A 24,001-nucleotide genomic window follows, 5' to 3' on the forward strand; every position below is an offset into this window, starting at 1 on the left:
GGGATGAGCGCCTTCTACGCCGTACGCGCCGGGTCAGCTCCGGGCCGCGGCCTTGCGGGCCGGGGCCTTCTTCGCGGCGGTGGTACGGGTCGTGCTCTTGGTCGCCGCGGCCTTCTTGGCCGCGGTGGCGGACTTCTTCGCCGGCGCGGCCTTCTTGGTCGCGGCGGCCTTGGTGGCGGTGGCCTTGGTGGCCGCCTTTGTGGCCGCCTTGGTCGCGGTCTTCTTGGCGGCGGCCGTCTTGGCCGGCGCCGTCTTCTTCGCGGCCGCCGTCTTGGCCGGCGCCGCCTTTGCGGTGGTCTTCTTGGCCGCGGCGGTGGTCTTCGCCGCGGCGGCGGTCTTGGCGGCGGTGGCGGTCTTGGCGGCGGTGGTCTTCTTCGCCGCGGCCGTCTTGGCCGGGGCGGCCTTCGCCGTTGTAGCCTTCGCCGTTGCGGTCTTCGCCGCCGTGGTCTTCGTGGCCGCGGCGGTCTTACGTGCCGCGGCGGCCTTCGGGGCCTTGCCACTGGCGACCATGTCCTTGAAGCCGGCGCCCGGCCGGAACGCCGGCACCGCCGTCTTCTTGACCTTCACCGCTTCGCCGGTGCGCGGGTTGCGTGCTGTTCGCGGTCCCCGCACACGCTTTTCGAAGACTCCGAAACCGGTCAGTGCAACGCGGTCGCCCTTGGTGACCGCCGCCTGGACCTCTGCGAGAACCGCGTCGAGCGCCGCAGTCGCCGTCTTCCGGTCCCCCAGGCGAGCGGCAAGCGCCTCGATGAGCTCGGCCTTGTTCACGACTTTCCCTCCCGAATGTACTTCTGGACTCAACGCGAGCCATTCTGCGCGCACGGTATGCCCTTTGCCACCAGTACACAAACATCCGCCGGAAAAAAGTCGTTGTGTCGTAACGGATTCGCCCCCGTCGGCCAGGCCGACGGGGGCGAAAACCGCTGTGCGGTCAGGCGTACGGCCTAGGCGACCACTGGCAGGAAGGGCAGCCGCCGCTCCTCGTAGGCGCCGATCGCCGACTCGTGCCGGAGCGTCAAACCGATGTCGTCCAAGCCTTCCAGCAGCCGCCACCGGCTGAAGTCGTCGAGCGGGAACGACCAGGCCGCGTCGCCGACCCGGACCTCGCGGGCGGTCAGGTCGACGGTCACCGCGGTGGCCGGATCGGCCTCCAACCGGGTCCACAATTCTTCGACGACAGCCAATTCCAGCTCGACCGGCAGAAGACCTTCCTTGAGCGCGTTGCCGCGGAAGATGTCGCCGAAGCGCGGCGAGACGACGACCCGGAACCCGAAGTCGCGCAGCGCCCACACGGCGTGCTCGCGCGACGATCCGGTGCCGAACTCCGGCCCGGCGACGAGGATCGACGCACCGGAATACCTCGAATCGTTGAGCACGAATGCGGGATCCTCCCGCCACGCACTGAACAGACCGTCGGCGAAGCCGGTTCTGGTCACCCGCTTCAGATACACCGCCGGGATGATCTGATCGGTATCCACATTGGAGCGCCGCAGTGGCACCGCGCTACCGGTGTGAACGGTGAACTTTTCCATCGTCTTCTCAGCCCTTCACAGGTCGGCGGGAGCGGCGAGACGGCCGGTCACGGCGGTGGCCGCGGCGACCGGCGGCGACACCAGATGGGTACGCCCACCACGGCCCTGCCGGCCCTCGAAGTTGCGGTTGGACGTCGACGCCGATCGCTCGCCGGGCCGGAGCGTGTCGGGGTTCATGCCCAGACACATGGAGCAGCCGGCGAAGCGCCACTCGGCACCGGCGTCGATGAAGACCTTGTCCAGCCCCTCGTGTTCGGCCGCCTCCCGCACCGCGGCCGAACCCGGCACCACCAGCATCCGTACGCTGTCGGCGACCTTGCGCCCGCGCAGCACGTCGGCGGCGGCCCGCAGGTCCTCCAGCCGGCCGTTGGTGCACGAGCCGACGAAGACCACGTCGACCGGCACGTCGCGCAGCGGCGTACCGGGCCGCAGGTCCATGTATTCCAGGGCCCGCTGGGCGGCGGTGCGCTCCGCGTCGTTGTCGAAGTCCTCCGGCGCGGGCACCGCGGCGTTCAGGGCGGCGCCCTGGCCCGGGTTGGTGCCCCAGGTGACGAACGGGCTGATCCGGCCGGCGTCGAGCGTGACCTCGGTGTCGAAGGTCGCCCCCTCGTCGGTGGGCAGGCTGCGCCAGTACTCCAGCGCGGCGTCCCAGTCCGCGCCCTGCGGCGCGTTCGGCCGTCCCTTGAGGTACGCGTACGTCGTCTCGTCCGGCGCGATCATGCCGGCCTTGGCGCCCCACTCGATCGACATGTTGGCGATCGTCATGCGGCCCTCCATGGACAGCGCGCGGATCGCCTCGCCGCGGTACTCGACGATGTGGCCGCGGCCGCCGCCGGTGCCGACCTGGGCGATCAGGGCGAGGACGAGGTCCTTCGCCGTGACGCCGGGCGCCAGTTCACCGACCACGTTGACCGCCATCGTCCTCGGCCGGGCCTGCGGCAACGTCTGGGTCGCCAACACGTGCTCGACCTCACTCGTGCCGATGCCGAACGCCAGGGCGCCGAACGCGCCGTGGGTGGCGGTGTGCGAATCGCCACAGACGATCGTCAGGCCGGGCTGGGTCAGGCCGAGCTGCGGGCCGATGACGTGGACGATGCCCTGGTTGTCGTCGCCGAGCGCGTGCAGCTTGACGCCGAACTCGGCGCAGTTGCGGCGCAGCGTCTCGATCTGGGTACGCGACGTCGGGTCGGCGATCGTCAGCAGGTCACCGCGCCGGGCGTTGAACGACGGGTCGTCGTACCCGGTCGGGGTGTTGTGGTCCTCGGTCGCGAGCGTGAGATCCGTACGTCGCACGGGGCGGCCGGCCATCCGCAGGCCGTCGAACGCCTGCGGGCTGGTCACCTCGTGGAGCAAATGCAAATCAATGAAGAGCAGATCCGGCTCACCCTCGGCGGATCGCACCACGTGAGCGTCCCAGACCTTCTCGGCCAGGGTCCTGGGCGATGTTGGCTTCGGAGTGACTCCCACCATCTGGACATCCTAAATTCTGGGAGGTATGTTTCGGCTTGTGGGACACAGTATGAGCGGTGTCGGCGTTCTCGACAAGGCGGTCGTCATCCTCGCCGCCTGCGTCGACGGCGCCAGCCTGGCCGAACTCGTCGACCGTACGAAGCTGCCGCGGGCCACCGCGCACCGCCTCGCGCAGGCGCTGGAGATCCACCGGATGCTGGTACGCGACACCCAGGGACGCTGGCGCCCCGGCCCCCGGCTCGGTGAACTCGCCAACGCCGCCCCCGACGTGCTGCTGACCGCCGCCGAGCCGCTGCTCGCCGCGCTGCGCGACGCCACCGGCGAAAGCGCCCAGCTCTACCTGCGCCGCGCCGACGAACGCATCTGCGTCGCCGCCGCCGAACGGGCCAGCGGGCTGCGCGACACCGTCCCGGTCGGCTCCGTGCTGCCGATGACGGCCGGCTCCGCCGCGCAGATCCTGCTCGCCTGGGAGCCGCCCGAGGCGGTCATGCCGCTGCTGCCCCGCTGCAAGTTCACCGGCCGCACCCTGGCCGAGGTACGCCGCCGCGGCTGGGCCCAGTCGGTCGCCGAGCGGGAGGCCGGTGTGGCGAGCGTCTCCGCCCCGATCCGCGACCGGACCGGCCGGGTCATCGCCTCGATCAGCGTCTCCGGCCCGCTGGAGCGCCTCGGCCGCCGCCCCGGCGACCGCCACGCGATGGCGGTCGTCCGCGCCGGCCAACGCCTGAGCGGCCTCTGACACTCCCCCTCTTGATCCGCGTGATCAGGGAGCTCCGCACCTGCCACACCGGCAACAGGCGCGATTTAGTCCCTGATCACGCGGATCAACGGGGGTGGAGGGGGTATGAGGGGACCCGAGGGAGTGGGAAAACCGAAAAGTCCGTGCCACCGGAGTGGCACGGACTGTCGACTGTAGCCCCGACGGGATTCGAACCCGCGCTACCGCCTTGAGAGGGCGGCGTCCTAGGCCGCTAGACGACGGGGCCAGGACTTTCTTCACTTTTGCCGTTTTTCCTTGCGGTCCAACGGTGCTGAACTCTATCAGAGGTCAGCTCCGGCGCCCTATTCGGGCATCGGTTGCTGGGGTACCAGGACTCGAACCTAGACTAACTGAACCAGAATCAGTTGGGCTGCCAATTACCCCATACCCCATTGGTGCCTATGGCCTTCCTGCTCACAGCGTTCCCACTCGTTGCGCTGTTACTCAAGTCGCCGTGACTTGATGCGACGTGACTTGACGCAACTCGTGGTCCTGCTGCTTGCGGCACCGGGGGTGAACTTTACCGGACCCGGTGGAGGGTGCCAAATCCGATCCCCCCACCGGCCCCCAAACCACCGTGGCCAGCGCCGGCGCACCGCGCCGGCAGGGCACGGGCCCGACTCAGTCGAGCGCGACGACGGGGTTGGCCAGCTCGCCCAGCCCCTCGATCCGGACGACCACGGTGTCGCCGGCCGTGACGGGACTCACCCCGGCCGGGGTGCCGGTCAGCACCACGTCGCCGGGCAGCAGCGTCATCACGTGCGAGATGTACGACACCAGCGCCGGCACGTCGAAGACCATGTCCTTGGTCCGGCCGAGCTGGCGTACCTCCATCTCCTCGGGCTTGCGCCCCACCTCGCAGCGGACCTCGAGGTCGCTCACGTCGAGGCCGGTGACGATCCACGGCCCGAGCGGGCAGAACGAGTCGAACCCCTTGGCCCGCGTCCACTGGCCGTCGGAGCGTTGCAGGTCCCGCGCGGTGACGTCGTTCGCGCCGACGTACCCGAAGATGGCCTTCTCGGCCGCGGCCCGGTCGGCGCGACGGGCGCCCGGCGGGCCGATGACGACGCCGAGTTCGGCTTCGTGCTCGACCTGCTTCGACTGGACCGGCAGCCGGATCGCGTCGCCGGGGCCGATCACCGACGTCGACGGCTTGAGGAAGAGCAGCGGCTCGGCCGGGACCTCCGCGCCGTGCTCGGCGGCGTGGTCGGCGTAGTTGCGCCCGACACACACGACCTTGCTGGGCAGGATCGGCGAGAGCAGGCGTACGTCGGCGAGCGCCCACCGCTGGTTGGTGAACGTGATCCGGCCGAACGGGTGTCCCTCGATCTCGGCGACGGTCAGCCCTTCCGGGCCGGCTCCGGCCTCGCCTTCGACGACCCCGAACGACATTCCACTGGCATGGGCAAAACGAGCGATTCGCACCTGCCCAATCTAGTCCGCCGGGCCGGTGGCCTGGGCGGCGGAGCGTACCAGCGGGGCCCCGGGCGGTTTCCGGAACAGACCTTTCTCGCATAACGCACCGACGTCCGGCCTAGCGTCGGTGCGGGAGGTCCCGAACCGAGATGACCCGATCCTCGCTCCGCCTGGCCGCGCTGACCGTCCTGGCGTCCGTCGCCATCCCGGCCACAGCCGTAGCGGCCGGCCCCACCCAGACAACCACCGGCGCGGCGCGGACCGGCGCCCACGCCGTCACCGTCAAGGTCTCCAGCAGCGGCGGCTCCGCACCGTACTACCGCGCCGAGGTACACAACGAGAGCCCGGAGCCGCTCGACGTGGTCGTACGGCAGGGTGTGCCGGCGGGCACCGCCGTCGCCGCGGTGAGCGACGGCGGCTACCCCGCCCGCGACGAGGTCACCTGGCGGGTCCGGCTCGTGCCGGGCGAAACCCTCCAGCGCAGTACGTCGCTCGCCCCGGCCGGCACCATGCGCGAGGTCGTCGTACCCGTCTGCGCGTACCCGGCGCAGGGCGACCAGCCGTACGACTGTGCCTCCGCGACCTGGGCCGCGCCCCCGCTCCCCGTCGTGAAAGCGGCGCCACCGTGGTGGATGACGCTGCCCGCCCTGATCGCCTCGATCGGCGTGGTGCTGCTCGCCGCCGCGATTCTCACCTGGCGGCGGTGGAGCAAGCCCCGCCGGCTCGCCCGCGCCGAACGGTTCCGCCGCGAGATGCCCCGCTACACCTGGCGGTACGGCCCTCCGGTGTGGACACTCGTGCTGCTGTCGGCCGCGATGGTGACCGCCGTCGGCGCGCTCGCCGCCTGGCAGGGCGTGGTCCGGTTCGACCGGGCCAGCGAGACGACCCGGGCCGCGCTGGAGGAGGGCAAGGGCTGGATCGGCGACACCACCCTGGGCCAGCTCGGCGCCCCGATGCGGGAGCAGTACTTCGAGTTCGCCGTCTACCGGGTCACCTGCGAGCCGCCGGCGGGCGGCAAGGGCCGGTGCCTCGCGGTCGTCGGGCTGCGCAACGTCAGCGGCGAGAGCCAACCCTGGTACGGCATGCTCCAGCGGGCGTACCAGCCGAACGGCAACTGGGTCAGCGTCGACGAGGAGGCGACCCGGGCGGTCAACGGCGGCCGGGACCTGTTCGCCACCCCGGTGCCCGCCGGCGAGAAGCTGCTCTTCCCGCTCGCGTTCACCGTCGACGGCGGGACGCGGCCGGACCGGATCGAACTGCGCGGCGGGGTCTTCTCCGCCGGGGTCACCGTCCGCCTGCCGTAGCCGCGGCACCGCCGGCCACACGGCCCGTGGGGCGCACCCCGGGGCGTGCCCCGGGCCCGCCTCGCCGCTGCCGGAAAGGCCCGCCGGGTACGGCGATCCGCCCGCCGTACCCTGGGTGGGTGACCGCTCCCGCCGCGACCGTCGCCGTGCTGCCACCGGCAGTGTGGCGGGCCCGGCGTGCCGCACACGAGGAGCGCGTCGACCGGTGGCTCACGCCGCACCTGGAGCGCCGCCGGACCGGGGTGCGGCATCCGGTCGAGGACTTCCTGTTCACCTACTACTCCTACCGGCCGGCGCAGTTGCGGCGCTGGCATCCCGGCGCCGGGGTGGCGCTCGACGGCGCCGACGTGGCCGGGTTCGGCCGCGACTACCGGGTCACCCCGGACGGGGTGACGGTCGACACCGACGCGCTGCGGGGGCGCCGGGGCGAGTCGGTCGCCTGGATCCACGACCTGCTCACCCGCACCGCCGGCCGACCGGCGCACCTCGGCTGTTTCGGCATGCACGAGTGGGCGATGGTCTACCGCCAGACCCAGGACGAGGTACGCCACAACGCCTGGCCGCTGCGGCTGTCGCCGGCGCAGACGGCGGCCACGGTGGAGGCGAACCGGATCCGGTGCAGCCACTTCGACGCGTACCGGTTCTTCACCGCACCGGCCCGGCCGCTGAACCTGTTGCAGCCGACCCGGGAGGCGCAGGCCGCCAACGAGCAGCCCGGCTGCCTGCACGCCAACATGGACCTCTACAAGTGGGCGTACAAGCTGTCGCCGCTGGTGCCGGCCGAACTGGTGGCGGACTGCTTCGAGCTGGCCCGCGAGATCCGGACGCTCGACATGCGGGCGTCGCCGTACGACCTGGCGGCGCTCGGTCAACCGCCGGTCCGGGTGGAGACCCCGGAGGGCCGTTCCGAGTACGCCGTACTGCAACGCGGCTTCGCCGAACGCGCCGCCCCTCTGCGGGAACGTCTCGTCGCGGAGTGCCGGCGGCACCTTCCCGCGGCGGGCGGTTGAGCCGCTACTCGCCCACCGCCCCGCGGCCGCGCTTCAGTTGGGACTGGCGGCGTTTGGCCTCCAGGCGGCGTTCCTTGGCGGCCCGGCTCGGCCGGGTCGGTCTGCGGGTCGGCGGGGGCGGCGCGACGGCGTCGGCGAGCAGGGCGGCCAGCCGGGCCCGGGCCGCCTCCCGGTTGGCGAGTTGGGCGCGGTGCTCGCGGGCGGTGATGGTCAGTACGCCGTCGACGAGCCGGCCGGACAACCGGTCGAGGGCCCGTTCCCGCATCCAGTCGGGCAGGGTCGGCGAGGAGCCGACGTCGAAGGAGAGCTCGACGCGCGAGTCGGTGGTGTTCACGCCCTGGCCGCCCGGGCCGGACGACCGGGAGAAACGCTCGCGCAGCTCACCACCGGGGATGGTGAGCCGGTCGTTGATCCTCAGTTCGTCGGCCATGCTTCGAGCATGCCCTACCCCGCCAGTGATTAACCGCGCGCCCGACCCGCCGCGCTGATCAAGGGGATCATCGTCCCGAAGCGGGCGGGACTCCCCACGATTGCTCCTTGATCGACGCGTCACGGGGCAACAGGTCAGCCGGAGGGTTGGGCGGGGATGCGGCCGAGGTCGATCACGGCGTCCGGGCGGGGACCCCGCGTCCCGTCCAGCGGTGACGACGCCGGCGGCGGCAACTCGTCCGCGCGGTCCGCGGCCGGCAGCCACAGCAGGAACGTGCTCCCGCGGCCCAGCGTGGAGAAGACCGCGACCTGCCCGCCGTGCGACTCGGCGATCTGCCGCACGATCGCCAGCCCCAGCCCGGTACGCCGCTCCCGGGAACCCGACGGGCCGCTCTCGCCGCGCCAGAACCGGTCGAAGACGCGGGGCTGGTCGGCGTCGGCGATCCCCGGCCCCTCGTCGGTGACGGCGAGCCACAGCCAGCCGCCCGTCCGTCCGGTGGTGACGGTGACCGCGCCACCGGCCGGGGAGAGCCGTACGGCGTTGGAGAGCAGGTTTCCCGTGGCGCGGCGCAGCGCGTCGTGGTCACCGATGAGGTCGAGGCCGTCGCGTACGGCGTACCGCAGGTCGATCCGGCGTTCGGCGGCGACGGCGGCGAACTCGTCGGCGGCCTCCCGGGCGACGGCGCCGAGGTCGACATCGGTGTCGGCGAGGCCGGTGGCGTCCCGGCGGGCGGTGGCGAGCAGATCCTCGACCAGACGGGACATCCGGTCGGTGGCCCGGTCGATGACGGCGATGGCGCGGTCGCGTTCGGGGCCGGTCGCCTCGGCGGCGTCGATCAGGGAGGCGTCGAGGTTGGCCCGGATGATGGCGAGCGGGCTGCGCAGTTCGTGGGAGGCGTCGTCGATCAGCTGGCGCTGGGCGCGGAAGGCGTCGTCGAGGCGGTCGAGCATCGAGTCGATGGTGTCGGCGAGTTCGCGCAGCTCGTCGCGGGCGCCGTCGAGCCGGATGCGCCGGGACAGGTCGGTGGCCTGGATCTCGCGGGCGGCACGGGCGATGGCGCCGACCGGGCGCAGGGCCCGGCCGGACAGCACCCAGCCGATGCCGAGGCTGGCGACGAACAGCCCGCCGAGCGCGATCGCCGAGTAGTTGCGCAGGGTCTTCAGGGTGTTGAAGTTGACCGCCGACTCGATCTCGTCGACGTCGGCGACATCGACGGTGCCGACCGGGATGACCCGGCCGTCGGACTTCTCCTTGACGATGCGGGCCTGCTGGGCCGTGATCGGCTTCGGGTCGGTGGTGCGTTCGACGGCGACGTACGTGACACCGAGCGCGGTGGCGGCGAGCGCGAACAGCAGCGTCGAGTAGAGCAGCGTCAGCCGGAACCGGATCGACTGGAACAGGCGCGGGGTCCTCACATCGCCTCCTTGAGGCGGTAGCCACGCCCGACCACGGTCTCGATGAGCTGGGTCGGGCCGAGCTTGCGACGCAGGGTGCCGACGGTGACCCGTACGGTCTGCGTGAACGGGTCGGCGTTCTCGTCCCAGACGTGTTCGAGGAGTTCCTCGGCGGAGACGACGTGGCCGGGCCGGGTCATCAGATACTCGAGCACGCCGAACTCCTTCCGGGTCAGGTGCAGGGCGTCGCCGTCGAGGCTGGCCGCGTGCCGGGCCGCGTCGAGCCGCAGGGCCCCGACCTGCACGACGGCGGTGGTGCCGCCGGTGTCCCGGCGCAGCAGGGCGCGTACCCGGGCCAGGAGTTCGGCCAGCGCGAACGGTTTGACGAGATAGTCGTCGGCGCCCTCGTCGAGGCCGCGGACCCGGTCGTCGAGGCCACCGCGGGCGGTGAGCATCAGCACCCGCAGGTCGGCACCGCCCTGCACCTCGATGGCGCCGGAGCGGATCTCGCGGCAGAGGTCGAAGCCGTTGTCGTCGGGCAGGTTCAGGTCGAGCAGCATCAGGTCGTACGCGTTGACGGCCAGCCGGTCCCGGGCGCCGGCGGCCTCGCCGGCCACGTCGACCGCGTAGCCGGCGCGTACCAGCCGCAGGCGGACCGCCTCCGCCAGGTCTTCCTCGTCTTCCACCACCAGCAGACGCATCCGCGCAACCCTCGCCTTCCGCACCGCCCCGCTTCCGGGCCGTCGCACCGCCCCGGTCCGGGCCGTCGCACCGGCCCGGACCCGGGGACCTTCCGAAACTAGCCGCCCCGACCGATGATGCCGTCCGCCGACTGTTGGGCCCGTTCGATCGGGATCGCGAAGCCGATTCCGATCGAGCCGCCGCCCTCCAGGGTGGCGATCGCCGTGTTCACCCCGACGACCTCGCCCCGCGCGTTGACCAGCGGGCCGCCGGAGTTGCCCGGATTGATCGACGCGTCGGTCTGGACCGCCTTCTGCCGCCCGCCGGTGCCGAGCCTCACCTCGCGGTCCAACGCGCTGACGATGCCGGCCGTGACGGTTCCGGACAGACCGAGCGGTGACCCGACGGCCAGGACCGGTTCGCCGACGCTGGTGGTGCCGGGCGCGGCGATGGCGAGCGGGGTCAGGTTGGCGGCCGGGTCGACGCGCAGGACGGCGATGTCGCTGCCCGGGTCGCGGCCGACGACCTCGGCGGGGAACGTCCGCCCGTCCGGTGCGACGACGATGACGTCGTCACCGCTGCCGGCGTCGAGGATGTGGTCGTTGGTGATGATGTGCTGCTTGTCGTCGATCGCGAACCCGGATCCGCCGGCGGTGCCGCCGTTGCCGCGTACCTGCACCGAGACGACGCCGGGCAGCGCGGTCGCGGCGGCCGCGACCAGGTCCGGTGGCACGTTGGCGACCGCCGGCGTCGGGCTCGGCTGGGCGGCGACGCTGGCCCCGGGCCGGGGCGAATCGCCGCCGCTGGCGACGTAGCCGCCGGCGAGCGCGCCGGAGACCGTCGACAGGGCGACCACGGCCAGGCCGGCGAGCAGGGTCCGCCGCCACCGCGCGGCCCGCGCCACCGCCGGCTGTTCCTCTGGTACGTCGACGACGGGCGGCCCGTACGGGTCGATCCGGGGCGAGACGAACCACGGACCACGCGGCTCGCCGAGCCCGGTTGGTGTGCTCATCGATCCCCTCCTTCGTGGGATGCCGTGGGGGCGGCGGCGGGGCGGGTTCTGTCCGGCGGCCGGGCCGGGTCAGGGCGGCCGGGCGGACCGGCCGGGGTCGGGTCAGGGCAGCCGGGCGGGCCGGCCGGGGTCGGGTCAGGGCAGCCGGGAGAACCACAGCATCGAGCCGGCCCCGGCGGCGAGTGCGAGCAGCAGCCCGAACCCGATGAACCGGGCGGAGACGTCCTGGCGTTCGACCTCGTAGCCGACCGAACTGCCGATGTCGGCGTAGACGGCGCGCAGTTCCTCGCTGCTGCCGGCCTCGTAGTAGCCGCCGCCGGTCTGTTCGGCGACGTCACGCAGGCTCTGGCCGTCGACCGGTACCCGCATCGGCCGGCCGGTGCCCTGGCTGATGTAGCCGGAGTCGGTGCCGAACGAGATGGCGTCGACCGGTACGCCGGCCGCGACGGCGTCGGTCGCCGCCTCGTCCGGTTCCCGGCCGGAGGTGTTGGCGCCGTCGGAGAGCAGCACGATCCGGGCCGGCGGCGGGTCGTCGGCGGCCTTGGCGTCCAGCGAGCGGATGGCCTCCAGGGAGGTGTTGATCGCCTCCCCGATGGCGGTGCCCTGGATGCCGGTGCTGCCCTCGGCGAGCCGGTCGATGCCGCCGGCGATCGCCTCCCGGTCGGTGCCGGGTGCGACGAAGACGGACGCGTTCCCGGCGAAGGCGACCAGGCCGACGTTGAACTGGTCGGGCAGTCCCTCGACGAAGCTGAGCGCGGCCGACTTGGCGGCGGCGAGCCGGTCCGGGCTGACGTCGGTGGCGAGCATCGACGTGGAGACGTCGACGGCGATGACGACGGTGGTGCGTTCGCGCGGCACCTGTACGTCGTCCATCGGGCGGGCGAAGCCGACGACGAGCAGGGCCAGCATGGCCAGGAAGAGGCTGGCCGGCACGTGCCGGCGCCAGGCGGGCTGTTTCGGGGCGACCCGGTCCAGCAGCCGCAGGTTGGTGAACCGCACGGCGTAGCGGCTGCGGCGGCGCTGCATGAGGACGTACCCGCCGGCCAGGGCGAGCACGCCGAGCAGCAGCCAGAGCCGCTCCGGTGACTGCCAGTTCATCTCGATCCCCCTCTCATGCCGCACCGCCGGGATCCGAACCGGGCGTACGGCCGCGCGGGGTGCCGGCGAGGCGGCGCTGTGCCTGCACGTGTCGTACGAGGTCGGCGACCCAGTCCCGGTCGGTGCGCAGCGCCAGGTGGGTCGCGCCGCTGCGGCGCAGTGCCCGGCGGACGAGCTGGCGCTGCCGGGTCGCGGCGGCCGCGTACCGCTCGCGCAGCCGGCGGTCGCCGGTCGACACCTCGCGCCGCTGTCCGCTCTCCGGGTCGACCAGGGTGATCAGGCCGACGTCGGGCAGTTCGAGTTCGCGCGGGTCGGTGATCTCGACGGCGAGCACCTGGTGCCGGGCGCCGAGCCGGCGCAGCGGTGTCTCCCACGCCGGTTCACCGTTGTCGTCGTCGGGCAGGCCGTCGAGGAAGTCGGAGACGACGACCATCAGCCCGCGCCGGGCGGTGGACCGGTGCAGGCCGTCGATCGCGCCGGCCAGCGCCGGGGCCGGCCCGGCCCCGTCGAGCCGCGGGGCGGCGAGCAGCAACCGCAGTACGGCGAGCAGGTGGTTGCGGCCGCCCCGGGCCGGGAACCGGCGTACGGCCTCCTGGGTCACCACGTGTGCGCCGAGCCGGTTGCCGATCCCGGCGGTGAGGAAGCCGACCGCCGCGACGGCGGCCACCGCGAGTTCGCGTTTCTCCAGGTCGGCGGTTCCGAAGTCCATGCTCGGGGTGCCGTCGACGAGCAGCCAGGTGGACAGTTCGCGGTCGGCGTCGACCTGCTTGACGTGCGGCACCGCCGTACGGGCGGTGACCGCCCAGTCCATCCGGCGCACCTCGTCCTCGCCGGGCCGGTACTCGCGGCTGCCGGCGAGTTCGCTGCCGGAGCCGGGCAGCAGGCCGAGGTACTGGCCGTGGAGCAGCCCGTCGAGCCGCCGGGTGATGGTCAGTTCGAGCCGGCGCAGCCGCCGTTCGGGGGCCAGCTCGTGGATGGTCGCCGGACCGTCGCCGCCCGCCGCGCCACCGCCGCGGGTCCCCGCCGGCCCGCGGCCGGCCGTCCCGGTCATCATGCCGCCGCCGGCATACCGACGCGGCGGACGTCCTGGGCCGGGGCGATCCGGGGCGGCGGGACGACCTCGACGACGCGGCGCACGATCGACTCGGCGGCGACGCCGTCGGCGACCGCGTCGAAGGAGAGCACCAGCCGGTGCGCGACGACGTCGACGGCCAGTTCCTTCACGTCCTCCGGCAGCACGTAGTCGCGGCCCCGCAGCAGGGCCAGGCCGCGTGCGGCGGCGACCAGCCCGAGGGTGGCCCGGGGACTCGCCCCGTACGCCAGCAGTGGCACCACCTCCGGCAGGCCGAACCGGGCCGGGTCGCGGGTGGCGAGCACCAGCCGTACGACGTACTCGGCCAGCGCGTGGTGCACGAACACGCCACGGGCCGCCTCCTGGAGGGTGCGCAGCCGGTCGGTGTCGAGGACCCGGCGCGACGCCGGGCGGGCGGTGCCCATCCGGTAGAGGATGCCGAGTTCCTCCTCGTCGCTCGGGTAGCCGACGACGACCTTCATCAGGAACCGGTCCCGCTGCGCCTCCGGGAGCTGGTAGACGCCCTCGGACTCGATCGGGTTCTGGGTGGCCAGGACGAGGAACGGGTCGGGCACCGGATAGCTGCGGCCGCCGATGGAGACCTGGCGTTCGGCCATCGCCTCCAGCAGTGCCGACTGCACCTTCGCCGGGGCCCGGTTGATCTCGTCGGCGAGGACGAGGTTGGCCATGACGGGGCCCAGCTCGACATCGAAGTCCTCTTTGGACGCCCGGTAGATGCGGGTGCCGACGATGTCGGACGGCACCAGGTCGGGGGTGAACTGGACCCGGGAGAAGGTGCCGCCGACCGCGGTGGCCAGGGTCTGCGCGGCCAGCGTCTTGGCCACGCCGGGTACGCCCTCCAGCAGGCAGTGCCCCTCGGCGAGCAGCGCGGTGAGCAGCCGCTCGACCAGCCGGTCCTGCCCGACGATGACCCGCTTGACCTCGAAGAGGGTCTGTTCGAGTTCGGTGGCCGTACGGCCGTCGGTCTTGGCCCGGTCGATGGTGGCGACCGGGATCTCGCCGGTCGCGTCGGCGGCGCTCACAGGTCGGCCGCCGGGGTGTCGGTGGCCTTCCCGGGGCAGTCGCGCCCGGCGCCCGGCTCGGGCGCGTCGGTCACGATCTGCAACACGGGTTCCGGGTGCCGCTGGTCGGCGGCGTAGGCGATGCCGCCGAAGGTCCCGGCCGCCGCGGCCGCCCCGGCAAACGCCAGCCCGGCGATGGTCTTGATCCGCATCGTGTCGGTTCCCTCCGTCGCGCGTGTGACGCCCCCGGCCGGCAGGCCGGTGCGCCCGTCTGCCACATGTCACCAGGAGGGACCGAAAGCGGGCCGAAGGAAGCGGGACGGTTTCCCGGCCGGGCGGATGACGGGGTCGGCTACCGTTCGCCGGGTGAGCGTGGATGTGGGGCGGGCGGGCGTCGAACGGGTGTCGGCGCGGCCGGCCCGCCGGGGCGCCCGGGCGCTGACGGTGCTGTGCTGGCTGGTCGCCGTACCCGGGCTGCTCTGGGCCGTCGTCCGGCTCTTCGGGCTGGAGCGGGGGCCGCTGGTGCAACTGCTCGCCTTCACCCCGTACGTGGCGGCGTGGAGCGTGCTGCCGGTGGTCCTGGCGGTCGCGCTGCGCCGGTGGTGGGCCGCCGGCGTGGCGGCGGTCGCCGCGCTGGCGCTGCTGGGCGTGGTCGTGCCGCGGGTCGTGCCGGACCGTGGACCGGTGCCGGCCGGTCCGGTGCTCAGGGTGCTGACCAGCAACGTGCTCGCCGGGGCGGGCGATCCGGCGGCGGTGCTCGCGCTGGTGCGGGCGGAGCGGGTGGACGTGCTGGCGGTGCAGGAGTTCAGCCCGGAAACACAGGCCGCCCTCGACGCGCTGGGGGTCGCCGACGTGCTGCCGCACCGGGTGACCAACCCGATGGTCGGCACGCAGGGTTCGGCGCTCTACTCCCGGTTCCCGTTGACCGACACCGGGATCCGGTGGAACGACGGCGGCTTCAGCCAGGCGTACGGCACGGTCCTGGTGCCGGGCGGGCCGGCGGTGGTGGCCGAGTCGGTGCACCCGGCGGCGCCGTACGCCCTGTCGGTGATCGACGACTGGCGCACCGACCTGGCGGCGCAGCCGGTGGCCACCCCGGACGGGCCGCTGCGGGTGCTGGCCGGCGACTTCAACGCCACCCTCGACCACGCCCCGCTGCGGGACCTGATCGACACCGGGTACGTCGACGCGGCCGCCGCCCAAGGTGCCGGGCTGCTCGGCACCTGGGGCCCGTACGACGGCGACCCGATCCCGCCGGTGGCCATCGACCACGTGCTGGTCGACCGGCGGATCGGGATACGCGCGGTCGCCGTGTACCCGGTGGCCGGCAGCGACCACCGGGCGGTGCTGGCCGAGCTGGCCCTGCCGGTCGGATAAGTGCCCCGCCGGCCGGCTGGTGTCCGGCCGGCGGGGCCGTGGGCGTCAGGCCGCCGGGGTCCGGGCCAGCCCGTACGTCAGCGCGTCGACCAGCGCCCACCAGCTCGCCTCGACCACGTTCTCGTGCACGCCGACCGTGGTCCAGTCCCGACCGCCGTCGTCGGCGGTCTCGACCAGCACCCGGGTGATCGCGCCGGTGCCGTGCGTGCCCTCCAGGATGCGGACCTTGTAGTCGGCCAGTTCGAAGCCCTTGAGCTGTGGGTAGTGGCGCAGCAGGGCCAGCCGCAGCGCCTCGTCGAGGGCGTTGACCGGGCCGTTGCCCTCGGCGGTGGCGATGACACGTTCGCCGCGTACCCGGACCTTGACGGTCGCCTCGGAGACCACGGCGCCGTCCTCGCGGTGCTCGACGATGACCCGGTAGGACTCCAAAGTAAACGGCCGGGCCACCTCGGCGCCGGGCAGTTCGGAGCGGACCAACAGTTCGAACGACGCGTCGGCGGCCTCGAACGACCAGCCGCCGGCCTCCATGTCCTTGACCCGGTTCGTGACCCGGGAGACGGCTTCGGGATGGCCGGCCAGGTCGAGCCCGAGCTCACGGCTCTTCAGCTCGATGCTGGCCCGGCCGGCCATCTCCGTCACCAGGATCCGCATGTCGTTCCCGACCACCGCCGGGTCCACGTGGTTGTAGAGCAGCGGATCCACCTTGATCGCGCTCGCGTGCAGCCCGGCCTTGTGGGCGAAGGCGGCGGCCCCGACGTAGGCCTGGTGGGTGTCGGGGGCGATGTTGGCGATCTCGGCGATGGCGTGCGAGACGCGCACCATCTGTTCCAGGCAGCCGTCCGGTAGGACGGGCAGCCCGAGCTTGAGTTGCAGGTTGCCGACGACGGCGAACAGGTCGGCGTTGCCGGGGCGCTCGCCGTATCCGTTGGCGGTGCCCTGGAAGTGGGTGACGCCGGCCTCGACGGCGGCGACGGTGTTGGCGACGGCGCAGGCGGTGTCGTTCTGGCAGTGGATGCCGAACCGTTCGGCGGGTACCCCGAGCCGGTCGACGAGTTCGCCGATCACCCGGGTCACCTGCGACGGCAGCATGCCGCCGTTGGTGTCGCACAGGACCACCCGTTCGGCACCGGCGGCCAGCGCGGTGGCGACGACCGAGCCGGCGTACGCCGGGTCGTGGCGGTAGCCGTCGAAGAAGTGTTCGCAGTCGAGGAAGACCCGGCGGCCCTGCGCGACGAACCAGGCGACGGTGTCGCGGACCATGTCGAGGTTCTCCGCCCCGGTGGTGCGCAGGGCCCGTTCGACGTGCCGGATGTCGGACTTGGCGACCAGGCAGACCGCCGGGGTCTGCGCGTCGAGCAGGGCGCGCACCTGGGGGTCGTCCCCGACGGCGACGCCGGCCTTGCGGGTGGCGCCGAAGGCGACCAGGACGGCGTGTTTCAGGTCGAGTTCGGTGCGGGCGCGGCGGAAGAACTCGGTGTCCTTGGGCATGGCCCCGGGCCAGCCGCCCTCGATGAAGCCGACGCCGAACTCGTCGAGCAGGCGGGCGATGGCGAGCTTGTCGGCGACGGAGTAGCTGATTCCCTCGCGCTGTCCCCCGTCGCGCAGCGTCGTGTCGTACACCTGGTAGGTCATGGGAGGTTCCTTTCGAGCCGGTTGGGCGGCGGTTCGCGGCGGGTCCGGACCAACAAAAAGACCCCCCGCGGATGCGGGAGGTCTGCGCGCTCGGCGAGGGGGCTGCCGGCGCGCTAGGTGCCAATAATGAGGGCGAGGCTGTTCACCCGTCACACTCTGCCACCTCCGCCAGGATTCGAGAGCAGGAATCCATATTTCGGGAAGCCCGATTCGGGACGCAGTGGACCCCGTCGATCAGTCCGTTTTGTCAGCCCGTGACAGGATTCACACTTCATCACTGCGCCATCGGACCGAAACAGGGGCCGGGCAAAATCTGGATCGAATCCAGATACGGCCTACCAGGAGGTACCGTGCTCACCGTCGGTGACCACTTCCCGCAGTACGAACTCGCCGCCTGCGTCTCGCTCGACGCCGACGACGCCTTCACGACGATCACCAACAAGAGCTACGAGGGCAAGTGGCGGGTCGTCTTCTTCTGGCCGAAGGACTTCACGTTCATCTGTCCGACGGAGATCGCCGAGTTCGGCCGCCTGAACGGCGAGTTCGCCGACCGCGACGCCCAGGTGCTCGGCGTCTCGGTCGACTCCGAGTTCGTGCACTACGCCTGGCGCAAGGACCACCCGGACCTGCGCGACCTGCCGTTCCCGATGCTGAGCGACATCAAGCGGGAACTGTCCGCCGCCGCCGGCGTGCTCGGCGAGGACGGGGTGGCCCAGCGGGCGACGTTCATCGTCGACCCGAACAACGAGATCCAGTTCGCGATGGTGACCGCCGGTTCGGTCGGCCGCAACGTCTCCGAGGTGCTGCGGGTCCTCGACGCGCTGCAGACCGACGAACTGTGCCCGTGCAACTGGAACAAGGGCGGCGAGACCCTCGACGCCAAGAAGCTCCTCGCGGGCGCCTGATCATGGGCCTCGACGTCATCAAGGCGGCCCTGCCGGACTACGCCAAGGACATCAAGCTCAACCTCGGCTCCACCGTGGGCACCTCGACCCTGAGCCCGGAACAGTCCTGGGGCACCGCACTGGCCTGCGCGGTGGCCGCCCGCAACCCGGTCGTGCTGCGGGAGATCGCCGCCGAGGCCGCCGGCACGCTCAAGCCCGAAGCCGTCGAGGCGGCCAAGGGCGCGGCGGCCATCATGGCGATGAACAACGTCTACTACCGGGCCAAGCACCTGATCGGCGACGAGTCGTACGCGACGATCCCGGCCCGGCTCCGGATGCAGATCATCGCCCGGCCCGGTGTCGACAAGGGCGACTTCGAACTGTGGTGCCTGGCCGTCTCCGCGATCACCGGCTGCGGCGTGTGCCTGGAGTCGCACGAGAAGACGTTGCGCGGCACGGGTTTCACCCGTGAGCAGGTGCACGAGGCGCTGCGGATCGCCGCCGTCGTGCACGCCGCCGCGGTCACCCTCGACGCCGAGGCCGCCCTCGCCTGACCCCGGCGCCGTTCCGGCCCGGCGACACGTCCGTCGATGAAGATGTGTCGCCGCGGCCGGACCGGGGTAGGAATCCTCTCGACCGAGGAAAGTCAACGTCGAGAAGAGGAGGCAGCCAGATGACCCGGCTCGACCCTCAGACGACCCCGTACGGCACCCAGGATCCGGTGCACCCGACACAGGACCCGATGTACGACGGCGCCCAGGGCGTCGTTCCGGGCGGTCCTCCCGCGGGCGCCTTCGATCCCTGGAGCTACCGCGAAGACGCCGGGGTCACCGGTGCCGACCTGGTCGGCTACAAGGTGGAGGCCACCGACGGCGGGATCGGAAAGATCGATTCCGCGAGCTACGAGGTGAACTCGAGCTACCTCGTGGTCGACACCGGACCGTGGATCTTCGGCAACAAGGTGATGTTGCCGGCCGGCGTGGTCAACCACGTCGACCACGATGACCAGAAGGTCTATGTCAACCAGGACAAGGCGCACATCAAGGCCGCACCCGAGTTCGACCCGGACCGGCACCACGATCCGGCATACCGGGAGAAGCTGGGTGGCCACTACGGCGACTCTTACGGCTCCCCCGGCACGACCGCCCTGCCTCCGCAGATCATGTAGGCGGCGGACCGAACCTTCGACGGCCGGCGGGGCCTCGCCCCGCCGGCCGTCGGCGTCTCCTGAGCTGCCCGCTCAGGCCGCGGGTACGGCGACCTTGACCGCCGCCGGCCCCGGCTCGGCGGCCGGCCCGGGATCGCTCAGGCGCATGTTGCGCACGCCCGGCGAGCACAGGGCGGCCAGCGTCGCCAGCACGATCAGCCCGGCGCAGGCGATCAGCGTCGGGCGGGCACCGAACACCGCCGCCGCCGGTCCGGCAACGAGCAGCCCGACCGGCCCGAACATCAGCGAGCCCAGGGCGTCGTACGAACTGACCCGGCTCAGCGCGTCCGGCGGGATCTCCCGCTGGAGGCTGGTCTCCCACAGCACGCCGAAGATGTCGAAGCAGATGCCCATCACGACCGCCCCGAGCACCACCATCCACAGTGGGGCATAGATCCCGAGCAGCAGGTAGGGCAGCGCGGTCGGCACGGTCAGCAGCACGGACACCAGCATCGGCCGGCGCGGCCGGATGCGGATCGCGATCACCACTCCGACGACCATGCCGACCGCCTCGCCGGCGAGCACCGCCGACCAGGCCGCCGCCCCGCCCATCTCCTCCTTGGCCACCACCGGGCCGAGCACCCCGTGCGCCGCCTGCAGCGCCATGACGAGGAACGCGAACTGGAGCACGATGACCCAGATCCACTGCCGCGAGACGAACTCCCGCCAGCCGTCGCGCAGATCGGCGAGCGGATTCGTGCCCGATCCGGTCGCCGACCGTACCCGCGCCGGCAGCCGCAGCGCGGCGATCAGCAGGGCCGACCCGGCGAACATCGCGGCGCTGACGGCCAGCGCCGGCCCCGCCCCGACCAGCACGACGGTGGCGCCGGCGAGGGCGTACCCGGCGATCCGGGCGAAGTTCGTGCCGAGCCGCAGCAGCCCGTTGGCGGCCTGGAGGCGTTCGGCGGCGACCACCTCCGGCACGATCCCGACCAGCGACGGGTAGAACAGCGCCACCCCGATCCCGGACAGCACCGCGCCGACGACCAGGCCGGGCAGCGGCGCCCACCCGGTCACCAGCATCGCGGCGAGCACCGTGTACGCCGCCGCGCACAGCACCTCACCGGCGATCATCACCCGGTAGCGCGGGAAGCGGTCGGCGAGCACCCCGCCGGCGAGCATGAACACGACCTGGGGAATGGCCTGGGCGGCCAGCACCACCGACAGGGTGGTGGCGTTCGCACCGGCCAGTTCCAGTACGCCGAAGGCCAGCGCCACCGGGGCGAAGGCGCTGCCGAGCACGGAGACCGTACGGGCGGCGAGCAGGATGGCGAAGCGCCTGTCGCGCAGCAGTTGCAGGTCCCGGCGATAGCTGTGCACGACGTACGGTAAGCACCGGAAGGGGCCGCGGTCATTCCGTTTTCCGGTGTCCCGCACCACACCCGGCCGGCGCTACGGTGAGGGCGTGGATGTCACCCCGGTCAACCGTTCCCTGTCCTTCTCGACCATGTTCAACTTCCGCGACATCGGCGGGTACGCCGGTCTCGACGGCCGTACGGTCCGCTGGAAACGGCTCTACCGCTCCGACTCGCTGCACCGCCTCGACGGTGCCGACCGCGACGCGTTCGCGCTGCTCGGCGTCAGGACCGTCATCGACCTGCGGCGGCCCACCGAGGTGAGCCGCGACGGGCGGGTGCCCGAATTCGTCGGCCTGGACTACCGGCACATCCATCCCGAGCACCGGGACTGGATCGAGATCCCGTACGACGAGGCGCTGGGCGTCGGCCGCTACCTCGCCGACCGCTATCTAGAACTCGCCGAGACGGGTGCGGCCGGGGTCGGCCGGGCGGTGGGGATCGTCGCCGACGCCGACACCGCGCCGGCCGTGGTGCACTGCGTCGCCGGCAAGGACCGGACCGGCGTGGTGTGCGCGCTGACGCTGTCGACGCTCGGGGTGAGCGACGAGGACATCGCCGCCGACTACGCGCTGACCTCGGCCGCGTCGGAACGGTTCGCCGCCTGGATCCGCGGCAAGTTCCCGGACCACCCGATCCCGGCGCCGTTCCTGGCGTCGCCGGCCCAGGCGATGCTGCTGTTCCTCACCGAGTTGCGGACCCGGCACGGCTCGATCGAGAACTACCTGCTGGGCGCCGGCGTCACCCCGGCCCAACTGGAGGCGATGCGGACCCACCTCCTCGAATGACGAAGATCCCCGTGATCAGGGACCTTGTCGCGAGGCGCGCCGGCAACACGCCGGAAGAGGTCCCTGATCACGGGGATCAGGCGGATCAGAACACCCGGTGGACCCAGCCGTACGGGTCGTCGGTCCGGCCCCGCTGGATGTCGACCAGCCGCTGCCGGATTCCCATGCTGACCTCGCCCGGCCCGCCGTCGGCGACCGCGAACTCGCCCTCCGGGAACCGCACCCGGCCGATCGGCGTGATCACCGCGGCGGTCCCGCAGGCGAACACCTCCCGCAGCCTGCCGCTGGTCGCGTCGGCCTGCCACTCGTCGAAGGCGACCGGCCGCTCGACCACCTCGTGCCCGGCCTCGCGGGCGAGGGTGATCACCGACTCCCGGGTGATGCCCGGCAGGATCGTCCCGGTCAACGGCGGGGTGACCAGCGTGCCGTCGTCGTAGACGAAGAAGATGTTCATCCCGCCGAGTTCGTCGACGTAGCGACGCTCGACGGTGTCGAGGAAAACCACCTGGTCGCAGCCGTGCTCGATCGCCTCGGCCTGGGCGACCAGCGAGGCGGCGTAGTTGCCGCCGCACTTCGCGGCCCCCGTGCCGCCGGGCGCCGCCCGGGTGTAGTGCGGCGACACCCAGACGGTGACCGGCTTGACGCCGCCGGAGAAGTACGACCCGACCGGCGAGGCGATCAGCACGTACAGGTATTCGGCGGCCGGCCGGACCCCGAGGAAGACCTCGCTGGCGTACATGAACGGGCGCAGGTAGAGGCTGCCGTCGTCGCCGGCCGGGATCCACTCGCGGTCGACCTCGACGAGGTGCCGCAGCGAGTCCAGGAACGCCGGTTCGGGCAGCGGCGGCATCGCCATCCGGCGGGCCGAGGCGGTGAACCGGGCGGCGTTGGCCTCCGGGCGGAAGAGCGTCACCCCGCCGTCGCCGGCGTGGTAGGCCTTGAGCCCTTCGAAGATCTCCTGGGCGTAGTGCAGGACCGCGGTGGCCGGGTCCATCGGGATCGGCGCGCGGGCCTCGACCCGGGCGTCGTACCAGCCTTTGCCGTCGGCGTAGCGGATCGTGACCATGTGGTCGGTGAAGATCCGGCCGAATCCCGGGTTGGCCATCAGCGCGGTTCGTTCGGCGGCGGATACCGGCGCAGGATTCGGACGGATCTCGAAGTCGAGCTTGTCACCACCGCTCATCGCGTTTGACCTCCAGATTGCTGGGCGCGTGCGGACACGGGCACGCCAGGGGAACGGGACTGGTGCCTGGAATCTACCCCGAACGGTCGTTCATGGGCGATGGCCCGGCCAGGTGCGTCGACGGCGCGGTGACGGTCGCGGAAGGCCGGTGGAGTCCCCGGTCGGGGTGGGCGAAACAGATCGGTACGGGCCGGCCGGACCATGGTCCGGCCGGCCCGGCCGGCGGTTTGCGGGGCGGGTCAGCCGGCCGCGTGGGCGGCGAGCCGGTCGCCGACCTCTTCGGTACGCAGCGGTGCTCCGGGTACGCGGGCGGCGAGTTCGGCGGCGACCGCCTCGGATACCCGGTGGGCCGCCTCGGGGTGGCCGAGGTGGTCGAGCAGCAGCGCCGCGGACAGTACGGCGGCGGCCGGGTCGGCCACGCCCTTGCCGGCGATGTCGGGCGCCGAGCCGTGTACCGGCTCGAACATCGACGGGTAGGCCCGCTCGGGGTTGATGCAGCCGCTGGCGGCCAGCCCGATGCCACCGCTGACGGCGGCGGCGATGTCGGTGAGGATGTCGCCGAAGAGGTTGTCGGTGACCACGACGTCGTAGCGCTGCGGCTGGGTGACCAGGAACATCGCGGCGGCGTCGACGTGCTGGTATTCGGTGGTGACGTCCGGGTGCTCGGCGGCGACCGCCTGGAACGCCCGGGCCCACAGCGAACCGGAGTGGGTCAGCACGTTGGTCTTGTGGACCAGGGTCACCTTGCGGCGCTCGCGGCGCTCGGCGCGGGCGAACGCGTCCCGGATGACCCGCTCGACGCCGTGTCGGGTGTTGAGGCTCTCCTCGGTGGCGACCTCGGCGGGGGTGTCGCGGTGCAGCGAGCCGCCCGCGCCGGTGTAGAGCCCCTCGGTGCCCTCGCGGACCACGACGAGGTCGATCTCGCCCGCCTTGACACCGGCGAGCGGGCTCGCGGTGCCCGGCCACAGCCGGGAGGGGCGCAGGTTGACATACTGGTCGAAGGCGAAGCGGAGCCTGAGCAGCAGGCCGCGCTCCAGGACGCCCGGCGGGACGCTGGGGTCGCCGACGGCGCCGAGCAGGATCGCGTCGTGTCCGGCGAGTTCCGTCAGCACGGAGTCGGGCAGCACCTCGCCGGTGCGGTTGTAGCGGGCGGCCCCGAGGTCGTACTCGGTCGCCTCCACCCCGGGCAGTACGGCGTCGAGGACCTTGCGGGCCTGGGCGACCACCTCGGTCCCGATGCCGTCACCGGCCACCACCGCGATCCGTGCCACCGACACGTCGAACTCCTTAACCCTCGCTGTTTACCGAACGTTAGGCGATCGTCCCGTCCTCCGGTACGCGCTTCCCAAGGTTTGGAAAGTTCTGCCGTACAGAAGC

At 72.3% G+C, this 24,001-nt stretch carries 24 protein-coding genes and 2 tRNA genes; 8 read left to right on the forward strand and 18 right to left on the reverse strand.

Features of this window, described 5'->3' with window-relative positions; translation table 11 throughout:
* Positions 1–33 precede the first annotated feature (33 nt).
* From AB0I42_RS00090 to leuC, 3 genes are all read right to left on the reverse strand, one after another.
* Positions 34–768 carry an HU family DNA-binding protein gene (locus tag AB0I42_RS00090; RefSeq protein ID WP_357533409.1) on the reverse strand — a complete coding sequence of 245 codons (735 nt, stop codon included), beginning with the start codon at positions 766–768 and terminating at the stop codon, positions 34–36.
* A gap of 176 nt (positions 769–944) precedes the next feature.
* On the reverse strand, positions 945–1,532 hold the full coding sequence (leuD, locus tag AB0I42_RS00095) for a 3-isopropylmalate dehydratase small subunit (protein WP_357532673.1): 588 nt from the start codon (positions 1,530–1,532) through the stop codon (positions 945–947).
* Between the two features lie 15 nt (positions 1,533–1,547).
* Complete coding sequence (leuC, locus tag AB0I42_RS00100; RefSeq protein ID WP_357532675.1) at positions 1,548–3,002, reverse strand: 3-isopropylmalate dehydratase large subunit; 1,455 nt, start codon at positions 3,000–3,002, stop codon at positions 1,548–1,550.
* A gap of 49 nt (positions 3,003–3,051) precedes the next feature.
* Here leuC and AB0I42_RS00105 point away from each other — a divergent pair, with 49 nt between their 5' ends.
* Positions 3,052–3,738, forward strand: a complete 687-nt coding sequence (locus tag AB0I42_RS00105; protein ID WP_344141965.1) for an IclR family transcriptional regulator — start codon at positions 3,052–3,054, stop codon at positions 3,736–3,738.
* Between the two features lie 174 nt (positions 3,739–3,912).
* Here AB0I42_RS00105 and AB0I42_RS00110 read toward each other — a convergent pair.
* From AB0I42_RS00110 to AB0I42_RS00120, 3 genes are all read right to left on the reverse strand, one after another.
* A tRNA-Glu gene (locus tag AB0I42_RS00110) sits at positions 3,913–3,985 on the reverse strand.
* A 94-nt stretch (positions 3,986–4,079) separates the two neighbouring features.
* Positions 4,080–4,151: transfer RNA gene (locus tag AB0I42_RS00115), tRNA-Gln, on the reverse strand.
* A 229-nt stretch (positions 4,152–4,380) separates the two neighbouring features.
* Entirely contained in the window at positions 4,381–5,184 is an 804-nt protein-coding gene (locus AB0I42_RS00120) for a fumarylacetoacetate hydrolase family protein (protein WP_357532677.1), read from the reverse strand.
* Between the two features lie 140 nt (positions 5,185–5,324).
* Between AB0I42_RS00120 and AB0I42_RS00125 the strand changes: the two genes are divergently transcribed.
* Positions 5,325–6,479 (forward strand): hypothetical protein, encoded by a 1,155-nt coding sequence (locus tag AB0I42_RS00125; RefSeq protein ID WP_357532679.1) that lies wholly within the window; start codon positions 5,325–5,327, stop codon positions 6,477–6,479.
* A gap of 119 nt (positions 6,480–6,598) precedes the next feature.
* Positions 6,599–7,489 (forward strand): 3-methyladenine DNA glycosylase, encoded by an 891-nt coding sequence (locus AB0I42_RS00130; RefSeq protein ID WP_357532681.1) that lies wholly within the window; start codon positions 6,599–6,601, stop codon positions 7,487–7,489.
* Between the two features lie 4 nt (positions 7,490–7,493).
* On the opposite strand, the gene arfB is transcribed toward AB0I42_RS00130, so the two are convergent.
* From arfB to AB0I42_RS00170, 8 genes are all read right to left on the reverse strand, one after another.
* Positions 7,494–7,919: an alternative ribosome rescue aminoacyl-tRNA hydrolase ArfB gene (arfB, locus tag AB0I42_RS00135; RefSeq protein ID WP_357532683.1), complete on the reverse strand. Its 426-nt coding sequence runs from the start codon at positions 7,917–7,919 to the stop codon at positions 7,494–7,496.
* A gap of 134 nt (positions 7,920–8,053) precedes the next feature.
* A complete protein-coding gene (locus AB0I42_RS00140; RefSeq protein ID WP_357532684.1) occupies positions 8,054–9,334 on the reverse strand; it encodes a HAMP domain-containing sensor histidine kinase in 1,281 nt (426 codons plus the stop codon).
* A complete protein-coding gene (locus AB0I42_RS00145; protein WP_357532686.1) occupies positions 9,331–10,014 on the reverse strand; it encodes a response regulator transcription factor in 684 nt (227 codons plus the stop codon). Before AB0I42_RS00145 ends, AB0I42_RS00140 begins: the two co-directional genes overlap by 4 nt.
* Positions 10,015–10,112: 98 nt before the next feature.
* Positions 10,113–11,006 carry a trypsin-like peptidase domain-containing protein gene (locus AB0I42_RS00150; RefSeq protein WP_357532687.1) on the reverse strand — a complete coding sequence of 298 codons (894 nt, stop codon included), beginning with the start codon at positions 11,004–11,006 and terminating at the stop codon, positions 10,113–10,115.
* A 135-nt stretch (positions 11,007–11,141) separates the two neighbouring features.
* Positions 11,142–12,104, reverse strand: a complete 963-nt coding sequence (locus AB0I42_RS00155; RefSeq protein WP_357532689.1) for a VWA domain-containing protein — start codon at positions 12,102–12,104, stop codon at positions 11,142–11,144.
* A 13-nt stretch (positions 12,105–12,117) separates the two neighbouring features.
* A complete protein-coding gene (locus AB0I42_RS00160; protein WP_357532691.1) occupies positions 12,118–13,155 on the reverse strand; it encodes a DUF58 domain-containing protein in 1,038 nt (345 codons plus the stop codon).
* Positions 13,155–14,192: a MoxR family ATPase gene (locus AB0I42_RS00165; protein WP_357533411.1), complete on the reverse strand. Its 1,038-nt coding sequence runs from the start codon at positions 14,190–14,192 to the stop codon at positions 13,155–13,157. The genes AB0I42_RS00160 and AB0I42_RS00165 overlap by 1 nt, the downstream gene beginning before the upstream one ends.
* A 23-nt stretch (positions 14,193–14,215) precedes the next feature.
* Positions 14,216–14,410, reverse strand: coding sequence for a hypothetical protein (locus AB0I42_RS00170; RefSeq protein WP_357532692.1), 195 nt, complete (start codon positions 14,408–14,410; stop codon positions 14,216–14,218).
* A gap of 226 nt (positions 14,411–14,636) precedes the next feature.
* Here AB0I42_RS00170 and AB0I42_RS00175 point away from each other — a divergent pair, with 226 nt between their 5' ends.
* Entirely contained in the window at positions 14,637–15,575 is a 939-nt protein-coding gene (locus tag AB0I42_RS00175; RefSeq protein ID WP_357533412.1) for an endonuclease/exonuclease/phosphatase family protein, read from the forward strand.
* A gap of 45 nt (positions 15,576–15,620) precedes the next feature.
* On the opposite strand, the gene cimA is transcribed toward AB0I42_RS00175, so the two are convergent.
* Complete coding sequence (gene cimA / locus AB0I42_RS00180; protein WP_357532693.1) at positions 15,621–17,207, reverse strand: citramalate synthase; 1,587 nt, start codon at positions 17,205–17,207, stop codon at positions 15,621–15,623.
* 350 nt (positions 17,208–17,557) lie between these two features.
* On the opposite strand from cimA, the gene AB0I42_RS00185 reads away from it, so the two are divergent.
* From AB0I42_RS00185 to AB0I42_RS00195, 3 genes are all read left to right on the forward strand, one after another.
* Positions 17,558–18,112, forward strand: a complete 555-nt coding sequence (locus AB0I42_RS00185; protein WP_357532695.1) for a peroxiredoxin — start codon at positions 17,558–17,560, stop codon at positions 18,110–18,112.
* Between the two features lie 2 nt (positions 18,113–18,114).
* Positions 18,115–18,645 carry a carboxymuconolactone decarboxylase family protein gene (locus tag AB0I42_RS00190; protein ID WP_357532697.1) on the forward strand — a complete coding sequence of 177 codons (531 nt, stop codon included), beginning with the start codon at positions 18,115–18,117 and terminating at the stop codon, positions 18,643–18,645.
* Positions 18,646–18,833: 188 nt separating this feature from the next.
* Entirely contained in the window at positions 18,834–19,259 is a 426-nt protein-coding gene (locus tag AB0I42_RS00195; protein ID WP_357533414.1) for a PRC-barrel domain containing protein, read from the forward strand.
* Positions 19,260–19,331: 72 nt separating this feature from the next.
* Here AB0I42_RS00195 and AB0I42_RS00200 read toward each other — a convergent pair whose 3' ends face one another.
* Entirely contained in the window at positions 19,332–20,618 is a 1,287-nt protein-coding gene (locus AB0I42_RS00200) for an MFS transporter (protein ID WP_357532699.1), read from the reverse strand.
* 127 nt (positions 20,619–20,745) lie between these two features.
* On the opposite strand from AB0I42_RS00200, the gene AB0I42_RS00205 reads away from it, so the two are divergent.
* Positions 20,746–21,441, forward strand: a complete 696-nt coding sequence (locus tag AB0I42_RS00205; RefSeq protein ID WP_357533416.1) for a tyrosine-protein phosphatase — start codon at positions 20,746–20,748, stop codon at positions 21,439–21,441.
* Between the two features lie 85 nt (positions 21,442–21,526).
* On the opposite strand, the gene AB0I42_RS00210 is transcribed toward AB0I42_RS00205, so the two are convergent.
* Together AB0I42_RS00210 and AB0I42_RS00215 are read right to left on the reverse strand one after the other, a co-directional pair.
* The gene (locus tag AB0I42_RS00210) at positions 21,527–22,624 is read right to left on the reverse strand and encodes a branched-chain amino acid aminotransferase (RefSeq protein ID WP_357532701.1); all 1,098 of its coding nucleotides are present in this window, start codon (positions 22,622–22,624) and stop codon (positions 21,527–21,529) included.
* Positions 22,625–22,863: 239 nt separating this feature from the next.
* Positions 22,864–23,895, reverse strand: coding sequence for a 3-isopropylmalate dehydrogenase (locus AB0I42_RS00215; protein ID WP_357514354.1), 1,032 nt, complete (start codon positions 23,893–23,895; stop codon positions 22,864–22,866).
* Between the last annotated feature and the right edge of the window lie 106 nt (positions 23,896–24,001).

Origin of the sequence: Polymorphospora sp. NPDC050346 (assembly GCF_040655695.1) — a bacterium.
GTDB classification, from domain to species: Bacteria; Actinomycetota; Actinomycetes; order Mycobacteriales; family Micromonosporaceae; genus Polymorphospora; species Polymorphospora lycopeni.